Here is a 22,408-nt window from a genome sequence, read left to right as displayed (position 1 = left end):
CTATAGGTTTATTTCAATACATAAGGAACAAATTAATATTTTTCTAATCTAACGAATCATATTTAACCTATTTTCTTTAGATTTTCTTCATCTAGACAAATATCATCATCCAACCAGCCCTGCTTTTCTCCTACTTTAACACTGAATACTGTTCCCATTCTTGAATCTATTGGGGATTGATGATATTTAAATAGTATCTGCTTATTGAATTCACCTAAGATTTCTATCTTACCAGTTTTATGTGACATAATGAATTTAAATCTCTTGGAATGTCCACTTAATTTCTTTTTAGCATCTTCAACAATTTTGATTCCTTTTGCAAGAGGAACTTGGAAGCTGTGTTTTACACCTTTTACAGGTCTACACTGGAATAGATAATATGGGTTAACACCGTATTTTACCAGATCATTCATTAATTTGGCTAGTACTGTAGGGTTATCATTAACACCTTTTAATAGTACTGTCTGATTATTAATTATGATACCAGCTTTCTTCAATCTATTAATTCCTTCAACTGCTTTATCTGTCAATTCTCTTGGATGGTTGAATTGAGTAACTACATATATTTGTTTCATTTTCGAGTAATGCTCCAGTGCATTTATAAGTTCCTCATCTTGAATAATTCTATGAGGCAATACTACAGGAATACGTGTACCAAATCTTATAAAGTCAATGTGCTCAACTTTCGAAAGTGTTTCCATAAAAACTTTTAATATATTGGTTGGCAAGAAAAATGCATCTCCACCAGTAATTAAAATATTGTTTATTTCTTTATGCTGTTTAATGTATTCTACTGCGTGTTCAAAATTACTTAAAACTTCTTGATTACTAAGTCCAACCAGCCTTTTTCTGAAACAATGTCTACAGTACATAGCACATGAATTAGTGGCTAACAATAAAGCTGTTGTCTTATACTTATGTTGCAATCCTTGCATTTTAGTATTTTCTGATTCTCCACTAGTATCAAATACTCCTTCTTCGCTTTTTTCGCCAAATGAAGGTATCTGCATTTTTTTTATTGGATCATTAGAATCATCTCTATCAATCAAAGATAAATAATACTTTGTAGTACAAAAAGGGTGTTTTCTTGTGATATCTTCAAATAGCATCTGTTCTTCTCTAGTCATAGGAATATATTCTTTTAATTCCTCTCCAGTTGTAATTAAACTTTTTTTCCAATCCATTCACTTTCCTCCTTAAAAAATATAATTTTAGATATATGGTATAAGCCTATTAATAAAGGCAAATAAACACAAAGTTAAATTATTGTTAAATTAAAGATATAGAATTAAAATTAATAATATTTTAGAATATTCAGATATATAGTAGTTGATTTTATAAAAACTTTTATTTATGGGTTCAAAAAATAAATCTATAAACCAAAGTTTACCAATTATGTTAAAAATCGGGTCATATTTTTGAATTAATTATAATTGATACCAAATATCAATTAATTAATGTTAATTATTATAAAAATAATCCAATACGAAAATAAGAAATAAACTTATTCTATTCAGATATGAATTAGATATATTAACCATGTATAATAGAAAAAAGTGATTTAACTTAGAAATCATTTTCATTATACTATCTAAAGGTAGGTAACCTACTCATATATATAGTATAACATAAAACAAATCAAAATCAAAATTTTTTTTGCGACAAAATAATCTATGAACTCCTCTAATATAAAAAATCCCTGACATCTTAGTCAGGGATTAATAAATATTCTATTTACAATACTATTTATTCATAGCTTCTTGTATTGCAACAGCAACTGCAACTGTAGCACCAACCATTGGGTTATTACCCATACCGATAAGACCCATCATTTCTACATGGGCTGGTACAGATGAAGAACCAGCAAATTGAGCGTCAGAGTGCATTCTACCCATAGTATCTGTCATACCATATGAAGCTGGACCAGCAGCCATATTATCTGGGTGAAGAGTTCTACCTGTTCCACCACCAGATGCTACTGAGAAATATTTTTTACCTGTTTGTACACATTCTTTTTTGTAAGTACCAGCAACTGGATGTTGGAAACGAGTTGGGTTAGTTGAGTTACCAGTGATAGAAACGTCTACGCCTTCTTTGTGCATGATTGCAACACCTTCACGTACATCGTCAGCACCGTAACATCTAACTTTTCCTCTTTCTCCTTTAGAATATGCTTTTTCACTAACTACTTTTAAATCACTAGTATTATAGTCAAACTCAGTCTTAACATATGTAAATCCATTGATTCTGGAAATAATATGAGCTGCATCCTTACCAAGTCCGTTAAGGATTACTTGTAAAGGTTGTTTTCTAACTTTGTTTGCAGAACGTGCAATACCAATAGCACCTTCAGCAGCTGCAAAAGATTCGTGGCCTGCTAAGAAAGCAAAACATTTTGTTTCTTCTCTAAGAAGCATAGCTCCTAAACCACCATGACCGATACCAACTTTTCTTTGGTCAGCAACAGAACCTGGAATACAGAAAGCTTGTAAACCTTCACCAAGAACTTCTGCTGCATCTGCTGCAACTTTTATTCCTCTTTTTATAGCAATTGCTGCACCTAGAATGTAAGCCCAACATGCGTTTTCAAAACAAATAGGTTGAATAGATTTAGTAATTTCATATACGTCAATACCTTTTTCATCACATATTTGTTTAGCTTCTTCAATAGAACTAATGCCATTTTCTTTTAAAGTCTTTTCTATGCCTTTAATTCTTCTATCGTATCCTTCAAATAATGCCATATTACTAACCTCCTATTCGTGTCTTGGATCGACTGTTTTAACAGCGTCTGCAAATCTACCATATGTACCTGTTGCATTTTTCATTGCTTCTACTGCGTCCATACCAGTTTTAATCATATCCATCATTTTACCGAAGTGAATGAATTCATAACCAATTATTTCATCGTCTTCATCTAAACCAATTTTAGTAACATAGCCTTCAGCCATTTCAAGGTAACGAGGACCTTTATCAAGAGTACCATACATAGTACCTACTTGTGAACGAAGACCTTTACCTAAATCTTCTAGACCTGCACCAACTGGAAGTCCATCTTCTGAAAAAGCAGTTTGAGTTCTTCCGTAAACTATTTGTAAAAATAGTTCTCTCATTGCAGTATTAATAGCATCACATACTAAATCTGTATTTAATGCTTCTAAAATAGTTTTTCCTGGTAGAATTTCTGAAGCCATTGCAGCTGAATGAGTCATTCCTGAACATCCTAATGTTTCTACTAAAGCTTCTTGAATAATACCATCCTTTACGTTTAATGTAAGCTTACATGCTCCTTGTTGAGGCGCACACCAGCCAACACCGTGAGTAAGACCAGAAATGTCTTTTACTTCTTTTGCTTGAACCCATTTTCCTTCTTGAGGGATAGGCGCTGGACCATGGTTAGGACCTTTTGCAACACAACACATGTTTTTCACTTCATGAGTGTACATCATATTCTCTTTTTCCTCCCTTAATGAATGAACGATAATGATAATACTTATCACATCGCATTATTATGTTATATAGAATGTCAAACTCATACTGTCATGCTCTTCAAGTTAGTACTAGAGATCCATCTAACGAAGACTACTAACAATAGGAGTCAATAACTATATGCTGTTAAAAATGACGAATGAAGCCATTTTATAGAATTTCCTCACCTATTATATCGAATTTCTAAACTTTTTACAATTGGTTTCAGCATATTTTGTAAATATTCTTCATTTTTATTCTCATTAAGGGTATTCAATTTAGTTGGTCAAGTAAAGATAATTTATCATATTTCCTATATAATTTTTGTTGTCCAGTCTTCCAAATTCCAAACCTCATTTATAACATCCCTATAAAACTCTGGTTCATGGGATACAATTATCAAAGTACCCTTGAACTCTTTTATAGCTTTCTTTAATTCATTTTTCGCTATAACATCCAAGTGGTTAGTAGGCTCATCTAAAACAAGCACATTAATGTCACGCAACATCAATTTACAAAGTCTTACTTTTGCCGCTTCTCCTCCACTTAATACTTTCATTTGACTTGTTATATGCTCATTGGTAAGTCCGCATTTTGCAAGCGACTGTCTAACTTCATAATTCGTAAGTACAGGATATTCTTCCCATATTTCATCAATAGCAGTTTTTACATTATCAGGATTGGACTCTTGTTCAAAATAACCTATTTCAAGATAGTCACCCAATATGACTTTGCCTGAATAAGGTTTAATAATCCCTAACAAGGTTTTTAGTAACGTTGATTTTCCAAGTCCATTGACACCTTTTATTGCAACTCGCTGACCTCTTTCCAATATCATATTCAGAGGACTGGTCAATGGCTCATTATAACCTAATACCATATCCTTAGTTTCAAAAATGGTCTTGCCTGATGCTCTACCATATCTAAAATTGAATTTTGGAATAGGTTTTTCTCTAATCTTTTCAACTTTCTCCATTTTATCTAATTTTTTCTGTCTACTATTAGCCATACCTCTTGTAGCTACTCTAGCCTTATTTCTTGCAATAAAATCTTCTAATTTATCAATTTCCTTTTGTTGCTTTTCAAATGCTTGCTCGGCTTGTCGTTTCTTAATCTCATACATCCTTATAAAATCATCATAATTTCCTGTATATCTTGTAAATTCACCATTCTCAATATGATAGATTACCGATGCTACACTGTTTACAAAAGGAATATCATGGGAGATAAGAATAAAACTGTTTTCGTATTCCTCAAGATATCTTTTTAACCATTCAATATGATTTTCATCAAGAAAGTTAGTGGGCTCGTCCAATAATAGGATAGTTGGTCTTTGCAATAGTAACTTCACCAATAGTACTTTCGTACGTTGACCACCGCTTAGCTCACTAACATCTTTATCCAGACCAATGTCACCAAGTCCCAGACCATTAGCTACTTCTTCAATCTTTGAATCAATTACATAAAATCCACTATGATCAAGTTTTGTTTGTATATCCGCAGCTTCTTCTAGCTTAGCAGTCATTTCTTCTTCAGTAAAATTAGCCATTTCATCATAGATCTGTATCATTGTTTCTTCTAACTGGAAATCTTCCTTAAAAGCATCTTTTAAGACTTCTCTGATGCTACATCCTTTTTGTAATTCTGCATGTTGGTCCAAGTAACCTACTTTTGCTTTGGGAGACCATTTGATTACACCTTCGTCTGGCATAAGTTTGTTGGTTATTATCCTTAGAAATGTACTTTTACCTTCTCCATTTGGTCCAACTAGAGCCACATGTTCACCTTTTTTCAATCTAAAGGAAACATCACTTAATATTATTCTTCCGCCAAAATCATGGTTGACTTTTTCTACACTTAACATCTATAAAAACACCTCATTCAATTTCGTATGTCATGTCAATAATCCCATACACCTTATATATATGGACTCTTGTAATATTTTATAGAATATCATGATATAGCTACAAAATCAATTAAAAAACTACTCAAATAAATCTTCATAGTATTGAAACCATGATAACATTAGTGTCAACCATGGTTTCTTAATCGAATTTATATCAATAGAATAAATTTATACTTAAATAATTATTTCTTTAATATAATCTTTTTATAATAATTAACTGTAAGGTAATAATAAATGAAGTAAATCACTGTGTAACCTACCATAGTAATTATTACAGGTGTTAAAATATGTGCATGCAACACTTTATTAAAAGCACTTAGAGCAAATCCTGAATGGAAAAGTCCAACTATTAGCGGTAACAAGAACATCATTAATATTTGTTTCTTTATAGATCTTGTAATATCCTTTTTACTTACACCTATCTTTTTAAGTATAGTATATCTATCTTTTTCATCATTGGCTTCAGTAATTAATTTAAAATATATTATACTTCCTGTAGATATCAAGAATACAATACCAATGAAGAATGCCGCGAATAGTAGAACTACATAGGTTTCATTAGCATCTCTAAAATGATAATAATATGTCTCGAATCTTGCTTCTTCAGGAATTACCTTTTGAATTTCATCTGCTAATTCCTTGCTTTGAAGAGGTTTAGTTACATTTATACCATAAAAGCTGTTAGTTTCTGCTCCACCACTAATATATTCCTTATAGATTTTATCACTAACAACTAAATATTCTGGATCAAAACCGTTTCTGACCATGGATTGTTTATAAACTTCTTTTATCGTCATCACTTTTTTAGGTATCTTATCTGTGAATGCATCCAGTGTATAATCTTTCAACTTAGTCATATCATAGAGCATAAGGCTTGAATAATTAATTACACACTCATCATCTTTCAATTCTACACCTTTATCCATACCTCTTAATTCCATCATCTTATTGAAAGTAGAATTAGAGATGATATAATAAGTATTTACTGCACCTAGATTCCAATCACTAAGCTGTGTCTCAAAATCATAATTGAGCTTAACACTCACTTTGGCTCTATCTATTTTAATACTCCCTATCAAATCATTAGTTTTATTACTATTAACTATATCCAGTACTTTATTATTCAGCTCTTCATCAACATAATTATAAGTGAAAGAATATGGATAATTCTCTGCTTCATTAGTTTTAAAATCATAATAAACGCTATCTACCATACCTAGTGATGCAATTGTTGAAGCACTTAGAACTGCAATGGTAGCAAAAGTAACTGTATGACTCTTGATCCTGTAGGCTATATTAGATATTGCTAATATATTATTCCCCTTATAAAATGTTTTCTTTCTCTTCTTGAGAACCCTGACCATAAAAACAAGAAAATAGGAGAATAAACCATATGTACCTGCAATAACAGTACCAAGTACAAGAAAAACATTAATTACAAACATACTGTTAACCATATGTTGTGATAAAGAATAACCATAGATCACTAAACCTAGTGAAATTAACGCAAAAATTGGTTTAGTCTTAAATGCTTTTTCTTTTTTCCTAGCTGATGTAAACAATTCAATAAGTTTGACTTTGTATATTATCCTATAACTATGAAAAGATGCAAACAAAAATATTATAAAGAAAAATATAACAGTATCTCTGGCTGCCTTTATTGAAAAAGAGAAACTGACATAAATAAATTCGTTCATCATTCTAAGCAGAAGCATAACAAATAATTTTGAAAACAAAGTACCTACAGCAATACCAATCACTAAGGATATAACTGCTATAATCATGTTTTCTCCAAACAGCATCCTGCCTATTTTTTTCTTCTTCAAACCTAACAAAGAATACAGGGCGATTTCTTTTTTTCGCTTTTTAACAAAAAATGAATTTGAATACCATATGAATATCAGTGAAAATATTAATACTACATAACTAGTAGCAGAAAACACTGTCGTAACCTTCTCCGATGAATTGATAGCCGATATTATCTGTGTATTATATTTGATTGAACAAAATAAGTAGAATATCAAAACACTAAAAACTGTGGACATAATATATATATAATAATTCTTAAAACTCTTTTTCATATTGCTATACATAATACTATAATACGTCATTAAGGTCTCCCCCCATCATTGCAAGTACATCAATAACCTTATTATAAAATTCTTTTCTGTCGCCATTACTGATAAGTTCAGAAAAGATATTGCCATCTTTAATAAATAAGATTCTGTCACAATAACTTGCAGCAAACGCATCATGAGTAACCATAAGAATTGTACTGTTATACTCCTTATTCAACTTTTTCATACATGTAAGAAGTTCAGCTGACGACTTGGAATCCAATGCCCCTGTCGGCTCATCCGCCAAGACCAGCCTAGGATTATTGATAATAGCTCTTGCAGCAGCAGTTCTTTGCTTCTGTCCTCCTGATATCTCATATGGATATTTTTTTAGTATGTCATTTATACCAAGTATCTTAGTAACATCTTGTAATCTTTTTTTTATTTCTTTTACATTCATTCTAGAGATAGCTAGTGGGAGAACTATGTTCTCTTCAACACTTAGTGTATCCAGTAAGTTAAAATCCTGAAAGATGAAACCAAGTTCATTTCTTCTAAAATCAGATAGTTCATTTTCTTTCAAAGAACCTATATCTTTGCCTTCATAGCTGATTGTACCACTAGTCGTTCTATCAATTGTTGATATAACATTAAGCAGCGTACTTTTCCCTGAACCTGATGGACCCATGATTCCAACAAATTCACCTTGATTGATTTCAAAATTAATATCCACAAGTGCAGTTGTCTTATTCAATTTTGAGCCATAGACTTTTGTCACATTACTGACTTTAATTATTTGTTTCATAATATATATCCTCCATATTTCTTTATTACAAAAGAAATCTTATTTAATAAATTGTTTATTGCTAATTACAAACCTATTATAAGCAAAATAAACTGTATTAACAATAAATTCATCTTACAAATAGTATAATAAACTTACATTTTTGTAAGATTAGAGATAATCTTACTTGACAATATATTTTAACTGTATTATAGTATTAATACAGTATGCAATAGGAGGCAAACATTTATGGAATTTGATAATAATATCCCTGTGTATGTCCAGATATTATCTTATCTAAAAGAAATAATAATAAAAAAAGAATTGAAAGAAGGTGATAAAATGCCTTCTGTACGTGAATTAGCAAAAGATCTAAAAGTAAACCCTAACACTGTTCAAAGAGCTTATAGAGAGTTGGAAAGCGAAGGATTAATTATATCCAAGAGGGGTATGGGTTCTTACGTAACTGATAATGAAGACATGATTAATAATCTAAGAAATGACATAGCAAAAGAAACTGTTATCTCTTTTTCTAATCGTATGAAAAATATGGGATTCTGTAAAAAACAAATTTTAGAGATTATTGATTATTATGTGGAGGGAGATTAAGTATGTTAGATATCAAGAAACTATCAATAAGCTATGGCAAGCATAAAGCTCTGGATGATATAACTTTTCATATTGATAAAGGTGAAGTTGTTGGATTACTAGGTCCTAGCGGAAGTGGTAAAACAACTTTCATGAATACTGTAGCTGGTCTTATACCCTATAACCATGGAGAAGTATTGATAGATGGACTAAACCCCAATGAAAAAACTAAAGGTTATGTATCACTGCTTACAGAAAATAATGCTATCCCAAAATGGATGAGTGTAGAAGATATTAGAAGTTTTTATATAGATATGTATGATGACTTCAACGAAAATAAATTTGATAGCATATTACAAGACATTAATATTGATATACCCTATTCAGAAAAAATAAAGAATCTATCGAGGGGTATGACCCAACTATTACGTTTATCTCTTTCAATAGCCAGAGAGGCGAAACTTTATCTATTTGATGAACCGTTAGGTGGTATGGATACCCTCGTGAGAGAACAAGTAATAGATACTATTATTAATAATATTGATGATAATTCTACTATTATTATTGCAACTCATTTAATTCAAGAAGTAGAGAAACTATTAGATAAAGTTATATTTATAAAAAAAGGACAAATGTTGGGTATTCATGATTGTGAGGACCTACGATTCCAAAAAAGTCAATCCATTGAGAAAACTTTTAAAGAGGTGATGAAATGAAAAGTTTAATTAAGTATGAATTCAAAAGAGATTTCTATAAAATAATATGTGTCATAATAGGAGTTATTATTTGTACATGTTTAGCTAAAACATTAATATATCCAAATCAGCATTATAAAATGGTCCTATTTCAAGAAATAGTAATTATTGTTGGTTTTTTATATGTTATAGATAAAAAAATCGCTCATCTTGCAAAGAATGTAATATTTGAAAACAAAGAACATATGATGCTCATTCCAAAAAGCATTTTACAAATATTAAGTGCAAATGCTTTAGTAGTGTATCTTTATTGTATTGTTTTTGTAAGTATATTATTGAGTACATTAGATATTTCCAATAGTATAAAAATATTAAGAGGATTTATTTATATTAACATTGCTTTCTTAGTTTATGTATTATTTACTTGTTTGTACATAATATCAGGTCAAATCATCAAAAAACCTTTACTTGCTACTATTTCAGGATTATTGGTGACCACTAGCATTATCATTATATTAATACTTAATGGTGCCTTAGAAATATTCACTACTAGAATTGTTATTTCCACTTTACTGATAATCTTGTTATCAATACTAGGAATTATAGGTATAGCAGTATCACTAGGCCACAAATTTAATAAGAAAAAATCAGTAACTATAGTAGGTGTACTAATAATTTTAAGTATACTTAATTTAGGAATTATAATTCATAGTTATAGTAATCGCATAATTGAAAATATTGATATACCATTTACAAGCGATGAACGAGTTATAGGTAAATGGAAAACAGTTGATTTTGTTGAAGACTATCAAGGATATACACCCAAAGAAACTGAGAGAAAATTATATATTAACTCTTTAACTTTTAATGAAGATGGTAGTATTCAAGAGCGAAAAGAGTCAAATTGGACTAAAGGATTTGTTCTAGCGTTTCCATTTGAACATTCAAAATCCCAATATATTATTCAAGTAATAAACGGTAACACATATTTATTTGTACAATGGAAATCTGGGGATTACATATATAGGCATCAAAAGCCTAATTATTATGTATTAAGGAAAGTTGATTAAATAACAATCGGGAAGATTTAATCTTCCCTTGAAACTAAAATGAATTATTAACCTATCCCTCCATCTTTATCATTGTTTTTATTAACTTCTATAGCTTTTTCTGCTTGCTCCTTTGTTGTAAATCTAAAACACGATATTTCTTGAGAGAGTGAATGTACTCTGATAATTATAGCTCTGTCTTTTTTATATTCATATGCTATATAACAACTATCTGGAGCAATTCTTATTTCACCTAGAAATTCTAATTCTTCTATTTCCTTAATTAATTCTTTTGCTTTTATAAATTCAAGAGTGATTTTCTTGGCATCCTCAGTTGAGATTTCTATTTCTCTTAATTCTTCAATGGTTAGACCTTTATCATTATTGTTATCAATTATCCCTATCTCTAATATTTCCTCATCATGGATTTCTATCTTAGCATAATAGGTAACAGATTTTTTGCGTTCCTCATTAATTTTGTCTGCTTCTTTTTGAGTTTTGATATCCCTCAATTTCGATCTATCAAAGGTACTAAATACAATTTCCCAGTACTCTTTACCAGTTTTATTGTGTTTATTATCTATATTGATGTGTCTATTATACTGAAAGTAATCATCAGCTTTTATTTTGATATCAAAGTATTTTTGAAAATAAGATATGGCAGTCTCCTTTGCTTTTTCCTCATCAATATATTCTATTTTTGATTCGCTAGCAATAGGGTTGTTCTTTGCAATTGTGGCATTATGATTAATCAATAATATGCTAATAGCAAGAAACAATACTATACTCATGTATAATTTTTTAAGTTTAATGTTTATCACCTCCATTATAATATATATGAAATTCATACAATATTATGTTGGAAACGATTACGAAATTATATCAAAAAAGGAGCTATCCAGCCCCTTTTACTTAACTAATCATATATTTTAACCTTCCATAATTAATGAATCTATGGCTTCTCCAGGAGCAACCATCGGAAATACTTTGTCATCTTCATGGATTCTGCAATGAACTAATACTGGTCCTTTGCAATTAATAGCTTCCTGTAATACTTCCTCAACTTGTTCTTTTCTAGAGATTTCTAATCCTCTCATTCCAAAATTCTCAGCCAATCCAACAAAATTTGTAGCATGATTAAGAGTAGTCTCTGAATATCTTCCATCAAAGAATAATGACTGCCATTGCCTAACCATTCCTAGAGAATTATTATTAATAAGTATTATAATTATTGGTAAATTATAGTTAACTGCTGTAGCAAGTTCAATAAGATTCATCTTGAAACAACCATCACCAGCAATGTTAATTACTGTTTTAGTTGGATTACCAACTTGTGCTCCTATTGCTGCTCCTAGACCAAATCCCATTGTTCCAAGTCCTCCAGAAGTCAAGAATTCCTTAGGACTATTGAAATTATAATATTGAGCAGTCCACATTTGATGCTGTCCTACTTCTGTTGCTACTATAGTATTTTCATCTGTAATATCATTAAGTTTTTCTATGATATATTGTGCTTTTAGACCATTATCAGGATATCTTAATGGATATTTATCTTTGTATCCTTTGATTTTGTTTACCCACTGCTTTCTATCTTGCTTTATAATATTATTATTAAGTTGCTTTAATACTTCTCTAATATCTCCAACTATATAATGATATGAAACAACGTTCTTATTAATCTCAGCAGGATCAATATCAATATGCAGTATCTTAGCATTAGGCGCAAATTTCTCAACTTTACTTACAACCCTATCACTGAATCTAGCACCTATGGCAATTATTAAGTCACTCTTATTAATTCCTTTATTGGATGCTTTTGTTCCGTGCATTCCAATCATTCCAGTAAATAATTCATGGCTGCTTGGAAAACCTCCTAACCCCATTAGACTTGAGGTTACTGGTGCATCAATATTCTCTGCGAATTCTAACAATTCTTTTGATGCTTCTGATCTAACTACACCACCGCCAATATATATGAACGGTTGTTTTGATTTATTTATAAGTTCTAATGCGTTCTCTATAGCTTCCTCAGTAATATTTTTAATACATCTTTCTACTAATTTAGGTTCTGCATATTCATAATCAGTAGTTGTCATGGCTATATCTTTTGGGATATCAATAAGTACCGGTCCTTGTCTACCTTCACTAGCTATATAAAAAGCTTCTCTTATGGTATCAGCCAGCTTATTTATATCTTTAACTATATAATTATGCTTTGTTATAGGAGCAGTAACTCCAGCTATATCTACTTCTTGAAAACTGTCTTTACCAAGTAAAGATAATGGAACGTTACCTGTTATTATAACCATTGGTACTGAATCCATATAAGCTGTAGCAATACCTGTAACAAGATTGGTTGCCCCTGGTCCTGAAGTAGCAATACAAACCCCTACTTTACCTGTAGACCTTGCATAACCATCTGCTGCATGTGATGCGCCTTGTTCGTGAGCAGTTAAAATATGCTTAATATACTTTTTATTCTTATACAATGAATCGTAAATATGAATTACATTTCCTCCTGGATACCCAAATACGGTATCTACTTTCTGTTCCTTTAAACATTCAACAACTATATCTGCACCAGTTAATAACATATGTAACATCTCCTTTTTATTATTATAATTTTTGATTGTAAATAGATTCAAATTTTTTGCAAGAATTAAAAAACCTTCGTCCTTGTATTAAAAGGACGAAGGTATTATCTCCGCGGTACCACCTATATTGCATATTATGCCACTTAGTCTAATACGAGATAAATAAATTTCATCTGATATCAGCTCCCTAGTAACGGTGGGATTCCGTTGAAGTCTACTCTCTTACGATTTCGGTTCACAGCTCCAAGGCTACCTTCCATTATTTCTTCATGGAGAATTTCCACCAGCATCTCCTCTCTATATTTCCAAAATAAAGTACTCTTCCTCTTCTTTGCTTTTATGCTTTATCACTTTTTTACGTTAAATTATTTTAACCATTATATCAATATAGTTTTGGTTTGTCAATAATAATTTTCTATTTTCTATTTTTTTCCATCCACTTGACAGTCCAGTCTATTAATGGTCTTTGCTTCATAAATCTTACCTCAGCATTTCCGACTTTATGGATTTCAATATTGTTTTCTTTATCATACTCATTACCTAATTCTATAAAGTCTTCATCATCTACAACTTGAGTATTATATGTCACCCATTCTCTTTTACCATTGATGTTAATTGCACTACTTTCATTAGCATATTTCTTACTACCAAAGTCAGCTCTAGTTTCTGCTAAATGTAATGAAGTATTTTTATTATATCCAACGCCGATTAACAATACGTATCCATTTAATTGATACAATTTATCTACAGGAGAATTCTTACCAAAAATATTACTCAAATCATGTTCTTCTGTAATATATTCTGCATGTTTACCAACTGCTGCTATTGACCTAGCTGGATGATCTGATCTTTTTGCTCCTGGCCACTTTCTAAACATTTCAGCTACTACCCCCATACCAATTGCAGGTGTAACCTCTTTATCATAAGCTGGCCAATTTTCACGAATTATAGGCCACCATTCTTCTGGTTCTTCCCAATGAACCCCTGTTGAAGGATCAAGATTTTTCCAAGTTTGAGATGGCATCATTAGTGTACCTTCAGGTCCAACTATCTCAAGAAGCGCCCTAATCAAGGTTTCTGCTCCACCAACAACAAATCCAATACTCTTTAATGAAGTATGAACAAATATTGTCTGTCCTTTTGCTACTCCACATTTACTAAACTGTTCTATTAAATCTTCCTTAGTCAATATTACTCTTGCATTTTTCTTTTCAGCCATTTTACTATCTCCATTCTTGCTTTAACATTGTTCGTTATCCTATTAAAATTATTATAGCTTCCTTTATTACAAGTTCCCTTCAAAATTAATATTATTAATAATTAACTACTAAATCATAATCTATTAATTTTTTACCATCATAAATAAATTTAGCTGAAAACATTTTGTATTTTTTTAGCCATTTCAAAAAGAGATTATCTCCTTCTGACATTTTTAGGTTTAGTAAATCCTCATTATCAATCCATTCTAGATTGCCCTCGTTACATTCAATTAAATCTCCGTTGAATTCAGTAGCTGTATAGAGAAAAACGTACCAATTGTCTTTGCCGAATTCAGGGAAAGTCAAAATTCCTCTTAGGTCAGGATTTTTTATGGTTAGACCACTTTCTTCTTTAACTTCCCTGATTACACATTCTTCTGGTGATTCACCGTTTTCTATTTTTCCTCCTAGACCAATCCAGTTACCTTCATGAATATCATTTTCTTTTTTTACCCTATGGAGCATAAGAGTTCTACCATCTTTTTCTATATAACACAATGTACCTAATTTCATTTTTTATTTCTCCTAATTTATCTTTTGTAACATATATAAAACTATTATATATAAAACATGTTTCTGCTAAGTGAATTATAGTCGTTGATAATATCTTCAATAGTAATACTATCCACTGCATCAATTAGCGCTTGTGACATTTTGTTCCATACTTTGTTGACTATAGTATATTCTAAGTCTTCTATATTATAATCGTCTATTTCTTGAATGACATTCAAGTTACCTTCAAGTAATTTAATAATACCGCTTACCGTAATTTCAGAAGGCTTAGTTGTTAGAAAATAACCTCCTTTTGTTCCTTTGGTACTATTAATGATTCCACCTTTTTTCAGTTCAGCAAATATCTGTTCCAAGTATCTTTTTGATATACCTTCTTTATCAGATATTTCCTTGATGGAGATATTTTCTTTTTCATAATTTATTCCTAGATATACTACTGATCTTAATCCGTATCTGGTTTTATTGGATATATTCATTATTGCACCTCATAATAACAAATTTTGTGTATGATAATTCTTCATCTAAAATATGTTCATAGATAAATATCTTTCACCATTGTCTGGTAATATTACAACGATATTCTTACCTTTGTTTTCTTCTTTCTCAGCTATCTGTAATGCTGCAAAAACTGCGGCTGATGATGAAATACCTACAAGCATTCCTTCTTCTCTGGCTAATCTTCTCATTGTAGCAAAAGCATCTTCATCTTTTATTTTTATTATCTCATCTATCACATCTTTATTCAATACATTAGGTACAAATCCTGCTCCTATCCCTTGTAATTTATGTGGACCTGGATTTTCACCTGATAAAACTGCTGAGTTATTTGGTTCTACTGCAACAATTTTAACACCATCAATCTTATCTTTTAGAATTTCACCAATACCAGTTATTGTTCCTCCTGTTCCAACACCTGCAACCAGAATATCAATCTTACCATCCATATCATTTATTATCTCAAGAGCTGTAGTCTTTCTATGGATTTCTGGATTAGATACGTTATTAAACTGCCCAGGAACAAAGTGATTAGGATATTCTTGCTTTAATTCTTCAATCTTATCAATTGTCCCTTTCATTCCTTTAGTACCTGGTGTTAAAACTAATTCAGCTCCATAAGCTTTTAATAGATTCTGTCTTTCTTTGCTCATTGTATCTGGCATAGTCAGTATAACACGATACCCTTTTACTGCACCAGTCATAGCTATACCTATTCCAGTATTTCCACTTGTAGGCTCTAATATAACTGTCTCCTTATTTATCAGACCTTGCTTCTCACCATCTTCAATCATAGCTAGACCAATTCTGTCTTTTATGCTTCCACCTGGATTAAAATATTCCACTTTTCCAAATATGTTAGCATGTGTATCATTTAAATTATTGATTTTCACTAGTGGTGTTTTACCTACTAATTCTAATATATTGTTGTATACTTTACTCATAATTAAACTCTCCTTCCAAATACCGAATAGTCCTATCGGTTATTGTGTATATATTATTATTTTACTCAAACAAAGTATATATGTCAATACCAATAGCAAAATTTTTTGTATATTTAGAACGAAGCAAGGAATTACTGATAATCAAACCATCTAATAAATTAATTAAAAATATGAAATTCCTATAATGCAGGATATAAAAAGTCTGTATAAATCTCTCACAGAGAAATTATACAGACTTTTAATTGTACGTTATCAAATGATTAGATATCATCAAAAATATATTTATTCGCTAAGGATAAATTTAATCTTAGATATTTGTTTTTCCCAAGTACTGTTATCAGTTAATTTTACTTTTATGTATTTAGTACCTTCAGGAATATATCTTGGAATGTGAGCCATCTTATACCACCTACTACCTTGCCATTCTCTAGGATATGAACTATGTGGAATTTCAATCCAACTCATATTGTCCTCAGATGCATAGAAGGAAAGCGCATCAAAATACCAATACTGGAACAATTTCACCTCAAAGAAATTAATATCTTTTCCATCAAAATAATATACTAACTCTTCATTCTTACCGGAATTCCTAGCAGCTCTTGACAAATCTCCTTCAAAATACTCTGAATTGGATGAATCCAAGAACCAACCCTCTGATTTTGAATAAACCATAGACCAATCATCTAGATTATCTTCAATAACCTCTACATCTGTTAATGTATTACTATTTTCCTTACCCACATATGTAACTACACTCTTTGGTGGTAATGCAATATAATATGTACCATCATTATAAGGAACCTGACTACCCTTTTGCATATCCAGAGTATCATCTGTAATATATGGTGTCAGCTTATCAGCACTGAATCCATCAGCTAACAGGTCAAACTGCTGTATTTTATCAGTATCATTAATTGCCACTATAGCAAAATCTCCTGTTTCTTTATTCTTATACGCTGATATATAAGTATCAGAGATTCCTGTATCCGATGTGCCAATACGTACATACCCTGGTCTGATAAACTTGCTGTAATGTCCAAAAGTATAGTATCTCTTGGTCATAACATAATCAGTGAAATCTGAATTAGTGCAAATTAATCCTTCACTACCCTCTCTCATTACTCCCTGCCAATAAAGGTATGCGCTTGCTTCTGCATCTACCATGAATTCATGAATATTCTTAGCCCATCTAAGCCCTTCACCAATACCAGCATCAAAATGTCCTGGGTCACATACTTCTGTTTGCCATACTTTTTTGCCTTTGGAAAAAGCTGTCGTGAACTTAGAAGGTGATAGTTGATATTGATGTGATCCAACTATATCAATCATATCACAAGTGACAGGATCATTTAACGAAGGTTCCATCAATGATTCTGACCACCAAGATGGTTCTGCTATAATGAACTTGGTGTCATCAATTCCTTTTGCAACGAATGCTGGTTTCATGTAGTCTTTAATGAAAGTCTTGATCTGCTCGCCCTTCCAAGAACATGAATTCCAATTCAGAAAAATGCTAGCATTAGGTTCATTACACATTGATACTGCATAAAAATCAATACCATGAAGCTGTTCAAATTGAACTACAAATTCACTTAATAGATCAGCAAAATCATTATAATATTCTTCAATCAGATATCCACCATGTGTTTGGCTATTATTGGTTTTCATGAATGCTGGAGGTGTCCAGGCAGTTGCAATCTGTTTATCCACGCCTCTAGCCTCAGCTTCTTTTATATACCATAATTGTTCAGGTTTGATACTTACAAAATCATATTCTCCTAATGCAGGTGAATACTCAGGATGTATTTCACTTCTGCATATTGATGCCCCAATACCATCGTCAATATTAAATAATAAATCCATTACCTCTGTTCTTTCAGGTTCTTGTAATTGATATGGTATATGTGACCAGTCAGCTCCTGAGAATCCGAACCCGTCAATTTCCTGTTTTTCATCTTCCCAATATATTGTAATAAAATTTGATGCCAAAGAATTAGTGTAAGGTTTTGTAATAGTGAGCATCAAGCCAAAAACAAGGAATAAAACCAGAAACCTTCTCCATTTAAGTCTCATTTTATTTTCCTCCTTATAAAACTTATTTTTATTTTATATCAAGCTCGATAACCCACTCTTATATTAACCTGAATCCCTCACTCTCATCATTTATTAGTTAATCTGAGCTTTAATATTTTAAAGTCTTTATGTTACCTACAACCTCAAATGTTGCATCCAATACTTTTTGTTTAGTTAATTCTATACTTCTACCATCTGGCTGACTTCCACCTACAAATATCTGAAAACTGCCTGGTTCCAGCTTACATTCTCCATCATTGTCTATTAAAGCCAATTGTCTAGGTTTTAGCACCAACTCTATTGTCTTTGTTTCTTCCGGCTTCAATAATACCTTTTTGAATCCTTTCAACTCATACTTAGGGACATCTACTGATGCCTCCAAATCTTTTACATATAACTGGACAGTTTCATATCCTGATAAATCCCCTGTATTAGTAACGTCAACATTGATTAATAAATCTTCTCCCATTTGTAATATATCTTTTGAAAGTACTAAGTTAGAGAATTCAAAAGATGTATAACCAAGACCATATCCAAAAGGATATAACGGTTCTTTTTCAAAATATCTATATGTCCTATTCTTCATACTATAGTCATCAAATGATGGTATATCATCTAGTGACCTATAAAAAGTTATTGGTAATTTACCTGAAGGGCTATCATCTCCAAAAATAATATCAGCTATAGCATTACCCCCTTCTCCACCTGGATACCATCCCTCTAAAATTGCATCTACATTATCATCAGCCCAGTTTATTGCAACAGCACTTCCATTCAATAAAATGAGAATAATTGGTTTCCCTGTCTTATATACTTCTTCCATGAGTTTTTGTTGTTGTCCAGGTAGATCCAAATGAATTTTATCTCCTGATGCATCTGAATTAGCTGCATCTCCTTGTTCACCCTCAATTATAGGTGATAATCCAAGACACATAATAACTGCATCTGACATCTTGGCTACGGATATAGCTTCAGAAAATCCGCTGTCCTTCTCTTGACACATACTTACTTCCGGCTCAATCAACTTACAGCCTTCTGCATAATATACACGTGTATTATCATTGACTGCATTCTGTATTCCTTCAAGTACCGTTACATGTCTGATTGGTGTTCCATTATAGTTCCCTACCAATACTCTTCTATCATTGGCATTAGGACCTATTACACCTATGGATTTTATTTCATTTTTATCCAGTGGTAAAATGTTGTTCTTATTCTTTAATAGTACCGCTGATTTTTTAGTTACTTCCAAAGCCAATTCTCTATGCTTATCACAAGCTACTACCTCATAAGGGATTGATGAATATGGAATATCTTCATTGTCATCAAACATCCCTAACCTGAATCTGACTTTTAGTAATCTTTTTACAGCAGCATCTATAGTATCTTCTGAAATCAAACCTTTATCATGTGCAAGCATCAAATATTCAAATGTATCTCCACAATTCAATTCACATCCATTATTAAGAGCTAACGCTGCTGATTCGATAGGATTCTTCGTAATATGATGATAAGCATGGAAATCCATCAATGCACCACAATCCGATACTACATGCCCTTGAAATCCCCATTCGTCACGCAAAATATCCTGTAGCAGAAAATGACTTCCACAACATGGTTCACCATTAACTCTATTATAGGCTCCCATGATTGCCTCTGCTTTTCCTTCTGTTACGCAAGCTTTGAACGCCGGCAGATATGTTTCTCTAATATCCTTTATTGAAACTTCGGCATCAAAACTATGACGGTCTTTCTCTGGTCCACTGTGAACAGCGTAATGCTTTGGCGTTGCAACGCTTTTTAGATATTTATCGTCTGTACCCTGAAGACCTTCAACAAAGTTAACTCCTAACCTGCTGGTTAGATATGGATCTTCTCCAAAAGTCTCATGACCTCTACCCCATCTAGGATCTCTAAATATATTAATATTAGGACTCCAAAAAGTTAAGCCCTTGTATAAACCACAGTCACCTTGACGTTGGAATTCATGATATTTCGCTCTTCCTTCATCTGATATGACAGTAGCCACTTGATTAATTAATTCTTCATCGAAAGTTGCACCTAGAGCTATGGCTTGTGGGAAAACTGTTGCCACTCCTGCTCTCGCAACTCCATGAAGTGCTTCATTCCACCAATTATAGGCAGGTATACCTAGTCTTTCTACTGGTGATGCATTATGCACCAGCTGAGAGACTTTTTCAATTAATGACATACGTGAAACTAAATCGTTGACTCTTTCATCAAAAGATAATTCTGTATCCATATAAGGAAACTCATTCATAATATTAATATCTTCCTTTCGTATGTTAGTGGTTACATGGAATAAGCCTACATGATAATATTTTAATCTCGTAAGGATTCATTGTAACAAAACTAATGTTACCATTACACGCCAACTTTTTCAATTTACTTTCACGTAGATATCATTTATTTTTTAGCTTTGAATTCATCTACTTGCCTTTGTTTTTCAGTTACAATCTTCTCTGAACCATTTGCCTTTAATTTTTCTAGATATTCTGGAACAGCTACGTCTGGATCCAAAACACCACTTACCAATGCTTTTTCAAATTCTTCACGAATATTTTTACAAGCTGCAATCTCAGATTTTACAGGTGTAGCGTCAAATGCAAAACCTAATAATGGACTTACTACTGCACTCTTGTTGAAAATATCATATTGTTCCCATTTGTCCTCTGCTTCACCGACTCTTAGATAATTCAAAAATTGATTTTGGAACATCCATTGTGATGAAGGATAATAAGTACTTGTAGAAGCTGTTACACCTTCTGGAAAATCTATTACATTATCTTTCACTTTCAAGTAGTGAACATCTTCAATACCATAATTCAATAGATTGTTAAGATACTTGTCAGTATTCAACAACTCTAGAAACATCATACATCTTTCTGGGTTCTTACTATTTCTTGATATCGCAATCATGGAACCTGTCACTTCACATGTAGTGGTATAAGGAGAACCTATGACTTCTCCTACTAACTCAATGCCTAATTGAGCTGACATCTCAGCATCTTTACCAGGTTTGTATGGCATCCAGGTACAGAACATGTTAGGAACCCATTCCTCTGCTGTAACTGCATCCTCATTAATATATCCCATATTAGCCCACTTGTAAGCTAAATCATATAATAACAGCTTCTCTTCACTTTCTTGTGTATACTCTATCTTACCTGAATCAGGATTATAATACCCTGGAGTATCTCCTCCACCAATAGATAGTGGTTGATAGAAACTCACTAGACTATTGTAGCCATTAGAGTAATAAGGATATATTCCTGGCTCATTTTTCTTGATAGTTTCTAACATTGGTTCTAGAACAGTTTCAAAATCCTTAATAGATTTTATCTTAGATATATCAAACTTATATTTCTCAACTAAGTCTTTTCTGAAGAATAATCCTGTAGCTCCTGCTGTTTCTTTGTTTGTTGATAAACCATATATGACTCCATCTACTTTTGGACCTTCAAATAATGCAGGATTCAATAACTCTTTTGTTTTAGGTGCGTATTTATCAATTAAATCATTCATTGGTACATATGCTTTTTTAGCAACATCTGTATAATAAGTCATCCAAGATGCAGTGAATATCATATCGAGATTATCACCTGTTGCCATCATCAAACTGGTTTTTTCTTCGAAGGCTGACCAATCTATTGGTTCAATATCAATAGACGCATTTATTTTATCTTTTAAATATTCATTAATAGCTTCTTCAACTTTTTCTTCATCCTCTTGATGTGAACCTGGATATGTAAATTTCAGAGTAACAGGTTCTAATTCATCTTTATCCTCTGCTTTTTCTTCAACATTAGAAGAATTGTTTTCTACATCAGCATTTTCCCCTTTTGTTTCCTCAACTTCCTTCTTACCTCCACATGCAGCCAATGATAGTGTTAAAACTATTATTAGCATGACTGAAACTAATTTTTTCATAAAAACTACCTCCTAGAATATTTTTTTATATA

Annotated in this window: 18 protein-coding genes and 1 other annotated feature; of the genes, 3 read left to right on the top strand and 15 right to left on the bottom strand. The window is 31.8% G+C overall.

Translation table 11 applies throughout. The features are described from left to right. Window positions 1–62: 62 nt before the first annotated feature. The 6 genes from HYG85_RS18275 to HYG85_RS18250 all read right to left on the bottom strand — a co-directional run bounded on the left by HYG85_RS18275 (window position 63) and on the right by HYG85_RS18250 (window position 8,236). The gene (locus HYG85_RS18275; protein ID WP_113676139.1) at window positions 63–1,184 is read right to left on the bottom strand and encodes a KamA family radical SAM protein; all 1,122 of its coding nucleotides are present in this window, start codon (window positions 1,182–1,184) and stop codon (window positions 63–65) included. 558 nt (window positions 1,185–1,742) lie between these two features. Beyond that, a complete protein-coding gene (locus HYG85_RS18270; RefSeq protein ID WP_113676140.1) occupies window positions 1,743–2,744 on the bottom strand; it encodes a GGGtGRT protein in 1,002 nt (333 codons plus the stop codon). Window positions 2,745–2,756: 12 nt separating this feature from the next. Further along, complete coding sequence (locus HYG85_RS18265; protein WP_113676141.1) at window positions 2,757–3,449, bottom strand: iron-sulfur cluster assembly scaffold protein; 693 nt, start codon at window positions 3,447–3,449, stop codon at window positions 2,757–2,759. 332 nt (window positions 3,450–3,781) lie between these two features. Next, a complete protein-coding gene (locus HYG85_RS18260) occupies window positions 3,782–5,332 on the bottom strand; it encodes an ABC-F family ATP-binding cassette domain-containing protein (protein ID WP_212690875.1) in 1,551 nt (516 codons plus the stop codon). A gap of 224 nt (window positions 5,333–5,556) precedes the next feature. Continuing rightward, on the bottom strand, window positions 5,557–7,485 hold the full coding sequence (locus HYG85_RS18255) for an ABC transporter permease (RefSeq protein WP_212690874.1): 1,929 nt from the start codon (window positions 7,483–7,485) through the stop codon (window positions 5,557–5,559). Beyond that, window positions 7,472–8,236: an ABC transporter ATP-binding protein gene (locus tag HYG85_RS18250; protein WP_212690873.1), complete on the bottom strand. Its 765-nt coding sequence runs from the start codon at window positions 8,234–8,236 to the stop codon at window positions 7,472–7,474. Before HYG85_RS18250 ends, HYG85_RS18255 begins: the two co-directional genes overlap by 14 nt. 228 nt (window positions 8,237–8,464) lie before the next feature. Between HYG85_RS18250 and HYG85_RS18245 the strand changes: the two genes are divergently transcribed. Genes HYG85_RS18245 through HYG85_RS18235 form a run of 3 tightly spaced genes read left to right on the top strand, consistent with a single transcriptional unit; the run spans window position 8,465 to window position 10,568 of the window. After that, window positions 8,465–8,824 carry a GntR family transcriptional regulator gene (locus tag HYG85_RS18245; RefSeq protein ID WP_212690872.1) on the top strand — a complete coding sequence of 120 codons (360 nt, stop codon included), beginning with the start codon at window positions 8,465–8,467 and terminating at the stop codon, window positions 8,822–8,824. 2 nt (window positions 8,825–8,826) lie between these two features. After that, entirely contained in the window at window positions 8,827–9,519 is a 693-nt protein-coding gene (locus HYG85_RS18240) for an ATP-binding cassette domain-containing protein (protein WP_212690871.1), read from the top strand. Continuing rightward, entirely contained in the window at window positions 9,516–10,568 is a 1,053-nt protein-coding gene (locus tag HYG85_RS18235) for a hypothetical protein (RefSeq protein WP_212690870.1), read from the top strand. The genes HYG85_RS18240 and HYG85_RS18235 overlap by 4 nt, the downstream gene beginning before the upstream one ends. Before the next feature lie 47 nt (window positions 10,569–10,615). Here HYG85_RS18235 and HYG85_RS18230 read toward each other — a convergent pair whose 3' ends face one another. The 9 genes from HYG85_RS18230 to HYG85_RS18190 form a co-directional block, all read right to left on the bottom strand. Next, on the bottom strand, window positions 10,616–11,326 hold the full coding sequence (locus HYG85_RS18230) for a hypothetical protein (protein ID WP_212690869.1): 711 nt from the start codon (window positions 11,324–11,326) through the stop codon (window positions 10,616–10,618). Between the two features lie 150 nt (window positions 11,327–11,476). After that, complete coding sequence (ilvB, locus tag HYG85_RS18225; protein WP_212690868.1) at window positions 11,477–13,141, bottom strand: biosynthetic-type acetolactate synthase large subunit; 1,665 nt, start codon at window positions 13,139–13,141, stop codon at window positions 11,477–11,479. 88 nt (window positions 13,142–13,229) lie between these two features. Next, window positions 13,230–13,482: a binding site (T-box leader), on the bottom strand. A 74-nt stretch (window positions 13,483–13,556) separates the two neighbouring features. After that, window positions 13,557–14,360, bottom strand: coding sequence for an aminoglycoside N(3)-acetyltransferase (locus HYG85_RS18220; protein WP_212690867.1), 804 nt, complete (start codon window positions 14,358–14,360; stop codon window positions 13,557–13,559). Between the two features lie 94 nt (window positions 14,361–14,454). After that, entirely contained in the window at window positions 14,455–14,913 is a 459-nt protein-coding gene (locus tag HYG85_RS18215; RefSeq protein WP_212690866.1) for an NUDIX hydrolase, read from the bottom strand. Between the two features lie 44 nt (window positions 14,914–14,957). Continuing rightward, the gene (locus tag HYG85_RS18210; protein WP_212690865.1) at window positions 14,958–15,389 is read right to left on the bottom strand and encodes an RrF2 family transcriptional regulator; all 432 of its coding nucleotides are present in this window, start codon (window positions 15,387–15,389) and stop codon (window positions 14,958–14,960) included. A 45-nt stretch (window positions 15,390–15,434) separates the two neighbouring features. Next, entirely contained in the window at window positions 15,435–16,352 is a 918-nt protein-coding gene (gene cysK / locus HYG85_RS18205; protein ID WP_212690864.1) for a cysteine synthase A, read from the bottom strand. Window positions 16,353–16,634: 282 nt separating this feature from the next. After that, window positions 16,635–18,425, bottom strand: a complete 1,791-nt coding sequence (locus tag HYG85_RS18200; RefSeq protein WP_212690863.1) for a glycoside hydrolase family 30 protein — start codon at window positions 18,423–18,425, stop codon at window positions 16,635–16,637. Window positions 18,426–18,534: 109 nt separating this feature from the next. Beyond that, on the bottom strand, window positions 18,535–20,706 hold the full coding sequence (locus HYG85_RS18195; RefSeq protein ID WP_212690862.1) for a glycoside hydrolase family 3 C-terminal domain-containing protein: 2,172 nt from the start codon (window positions 20,704–20,706) through the stop codon (window positions 18,535–18,537). A gap of 146 nt (window positions 20,707–20,852) precedes the next feature. Then, entirely contained in the window at window positions 20,853–22,376 is a 1,524-nt protein-coding gene (locus HYG85_RS18190) for an ABC transporter substrate-binding protein (protein ID WP_212690861.1), read from the bottom strand. Window positions 22,377–22,408: the final 32 nt, after the last annotated feature.

Origin of the sequence: Vallitalea guaymasensis (assembly GCF_018141425.1) — a bacterium.
GTDB lineage: Bacteria > Bacillota > Clostridia > Lachnospirales > Vallitaleaceae > Vallitalea > Vallitalea guaymasensis.
The sequence above is the reverse complement of the archived record's forward strand: the minus strand, read 5'-3'. Positions and strand labels throughout refer to the sequence as shown.

Bases quoted from the DNA above. Each gene is read 5' to 3' on its own strand.
- HYG85_RS18250 (WP_212690873.1), bottom strand. From the start codon at position 8,236: ATGAAACAAATAATTAAAGTCAGTAATGTGACAAAAGTCTATGGCTCA.
- HYG85_RS18265 (WP_113676141.1), bottom strand. From the start codon at position 3,449: ATGATGTACACTCATGAAGTGAAAAACATGTGTTGTGTTGCAAAAGGT.
- HYG85_RS18220 (WP_212690867.1), bottom strand. From the start codon at position 14,360: ATGGCTGAAAAGAAAAATGCAAGAGTAATATTGACTAAGGAAGATTTA.
- HYG85_RS18235 (WP_212690870.1), top strand. From the start codon at position 9,516: ATGAAAAGTTTAATTAAGTATGAATTCAAAAGAGATTTCTATAAAATA.
- HYG85_RS18215 (WP_212690866.1), bottom strand. From the start codon at position 14,913: ATGAAATTAGGTACATTGTGTTATATAGAAAAAGATGGTAGAACTCTT.
- HYG85_RS18195 (WP_212690862.1), bottom strand. From the start codon at position 20,706: ATGAATGAGTTTCCTTATATGGATACAGAATTATCTTTTGATGAAAGA.
- HYG85_RS18260 (WP_212690875.1), bottom strand. From the start codon at position 5,332: ATGTTAAGTGTAGAAAAAGTCAACCATGATTTTGGCGGAAGAATAATA.
- cysK (WP_212690864.1), bottom strand. From the start codon at position 16,352: ATGAGTAAAGTATACAACAATATATTAGAATTAGTAGGTAAAACACCA.
- HYG85_RS18270 (WP_113676140.1), bottom strand. From the start codon at position 2,744: ATGGCATTATTTGAAGGATACGATAGAAGAATTAAAGGCATAGAAAAG.
- HYG85_RS18245 (WP_212690872.1), top strand. From the start codon at position 8,465: ATGGAATTTGATAATAATATCCCTGTGTATGTCCAGATATTATCTTAT.
- HYG85_RS18190 (WP_212690861.1), bottom strand. From the start codon at position 22,376: ATGAAAAAATTAGTTTCAGTCATGCTAATAATAGTTTTAACACTATCA.
- ilvB (WP_212690868.1), bottom strand. From the start codon at position 13,141: ATGTTATTAACTGGTGCAGATATAGTTGTTGAATGTTTAAAGGAACAG.
- HYG85_RS18200 (WP_212690863.1), bottom strand. From the start codon at position 18,425: ATGAGACTTAAATGGAGAAGGTTTCTGGTTTTATTCCTTGTTTTTGGC.
- HYG85_RS18255 (WP_212690874.1), bottom strand. From the start codon at position 7,485: ATGACGTATTATAGTATTATGTATAGCAATATGAAAAAGAGTTTTAAG.
- HYG85_RS18210 (WP_212690865.1), bottom strand. From the start codon at position 15,389: ATGAATATATCCAATAAAACCAGATACGGATTAAGATCAGTAGTATAT.
- HYG85_RS18275 (WP_113676139.1), bottom strand. From the start codon at position 1,184: ATGGATTGGAAAAAAAGTTTAATTACAACTGGAGAGGAATTAAAAGAA.
- HYG85_RS18240 (WP_212690871.1), top strand. From the start codon at position 8,827: ATGTTAGATATCAAGAAACTATCAATAAGCTATGGCAAGCATAAAGCT.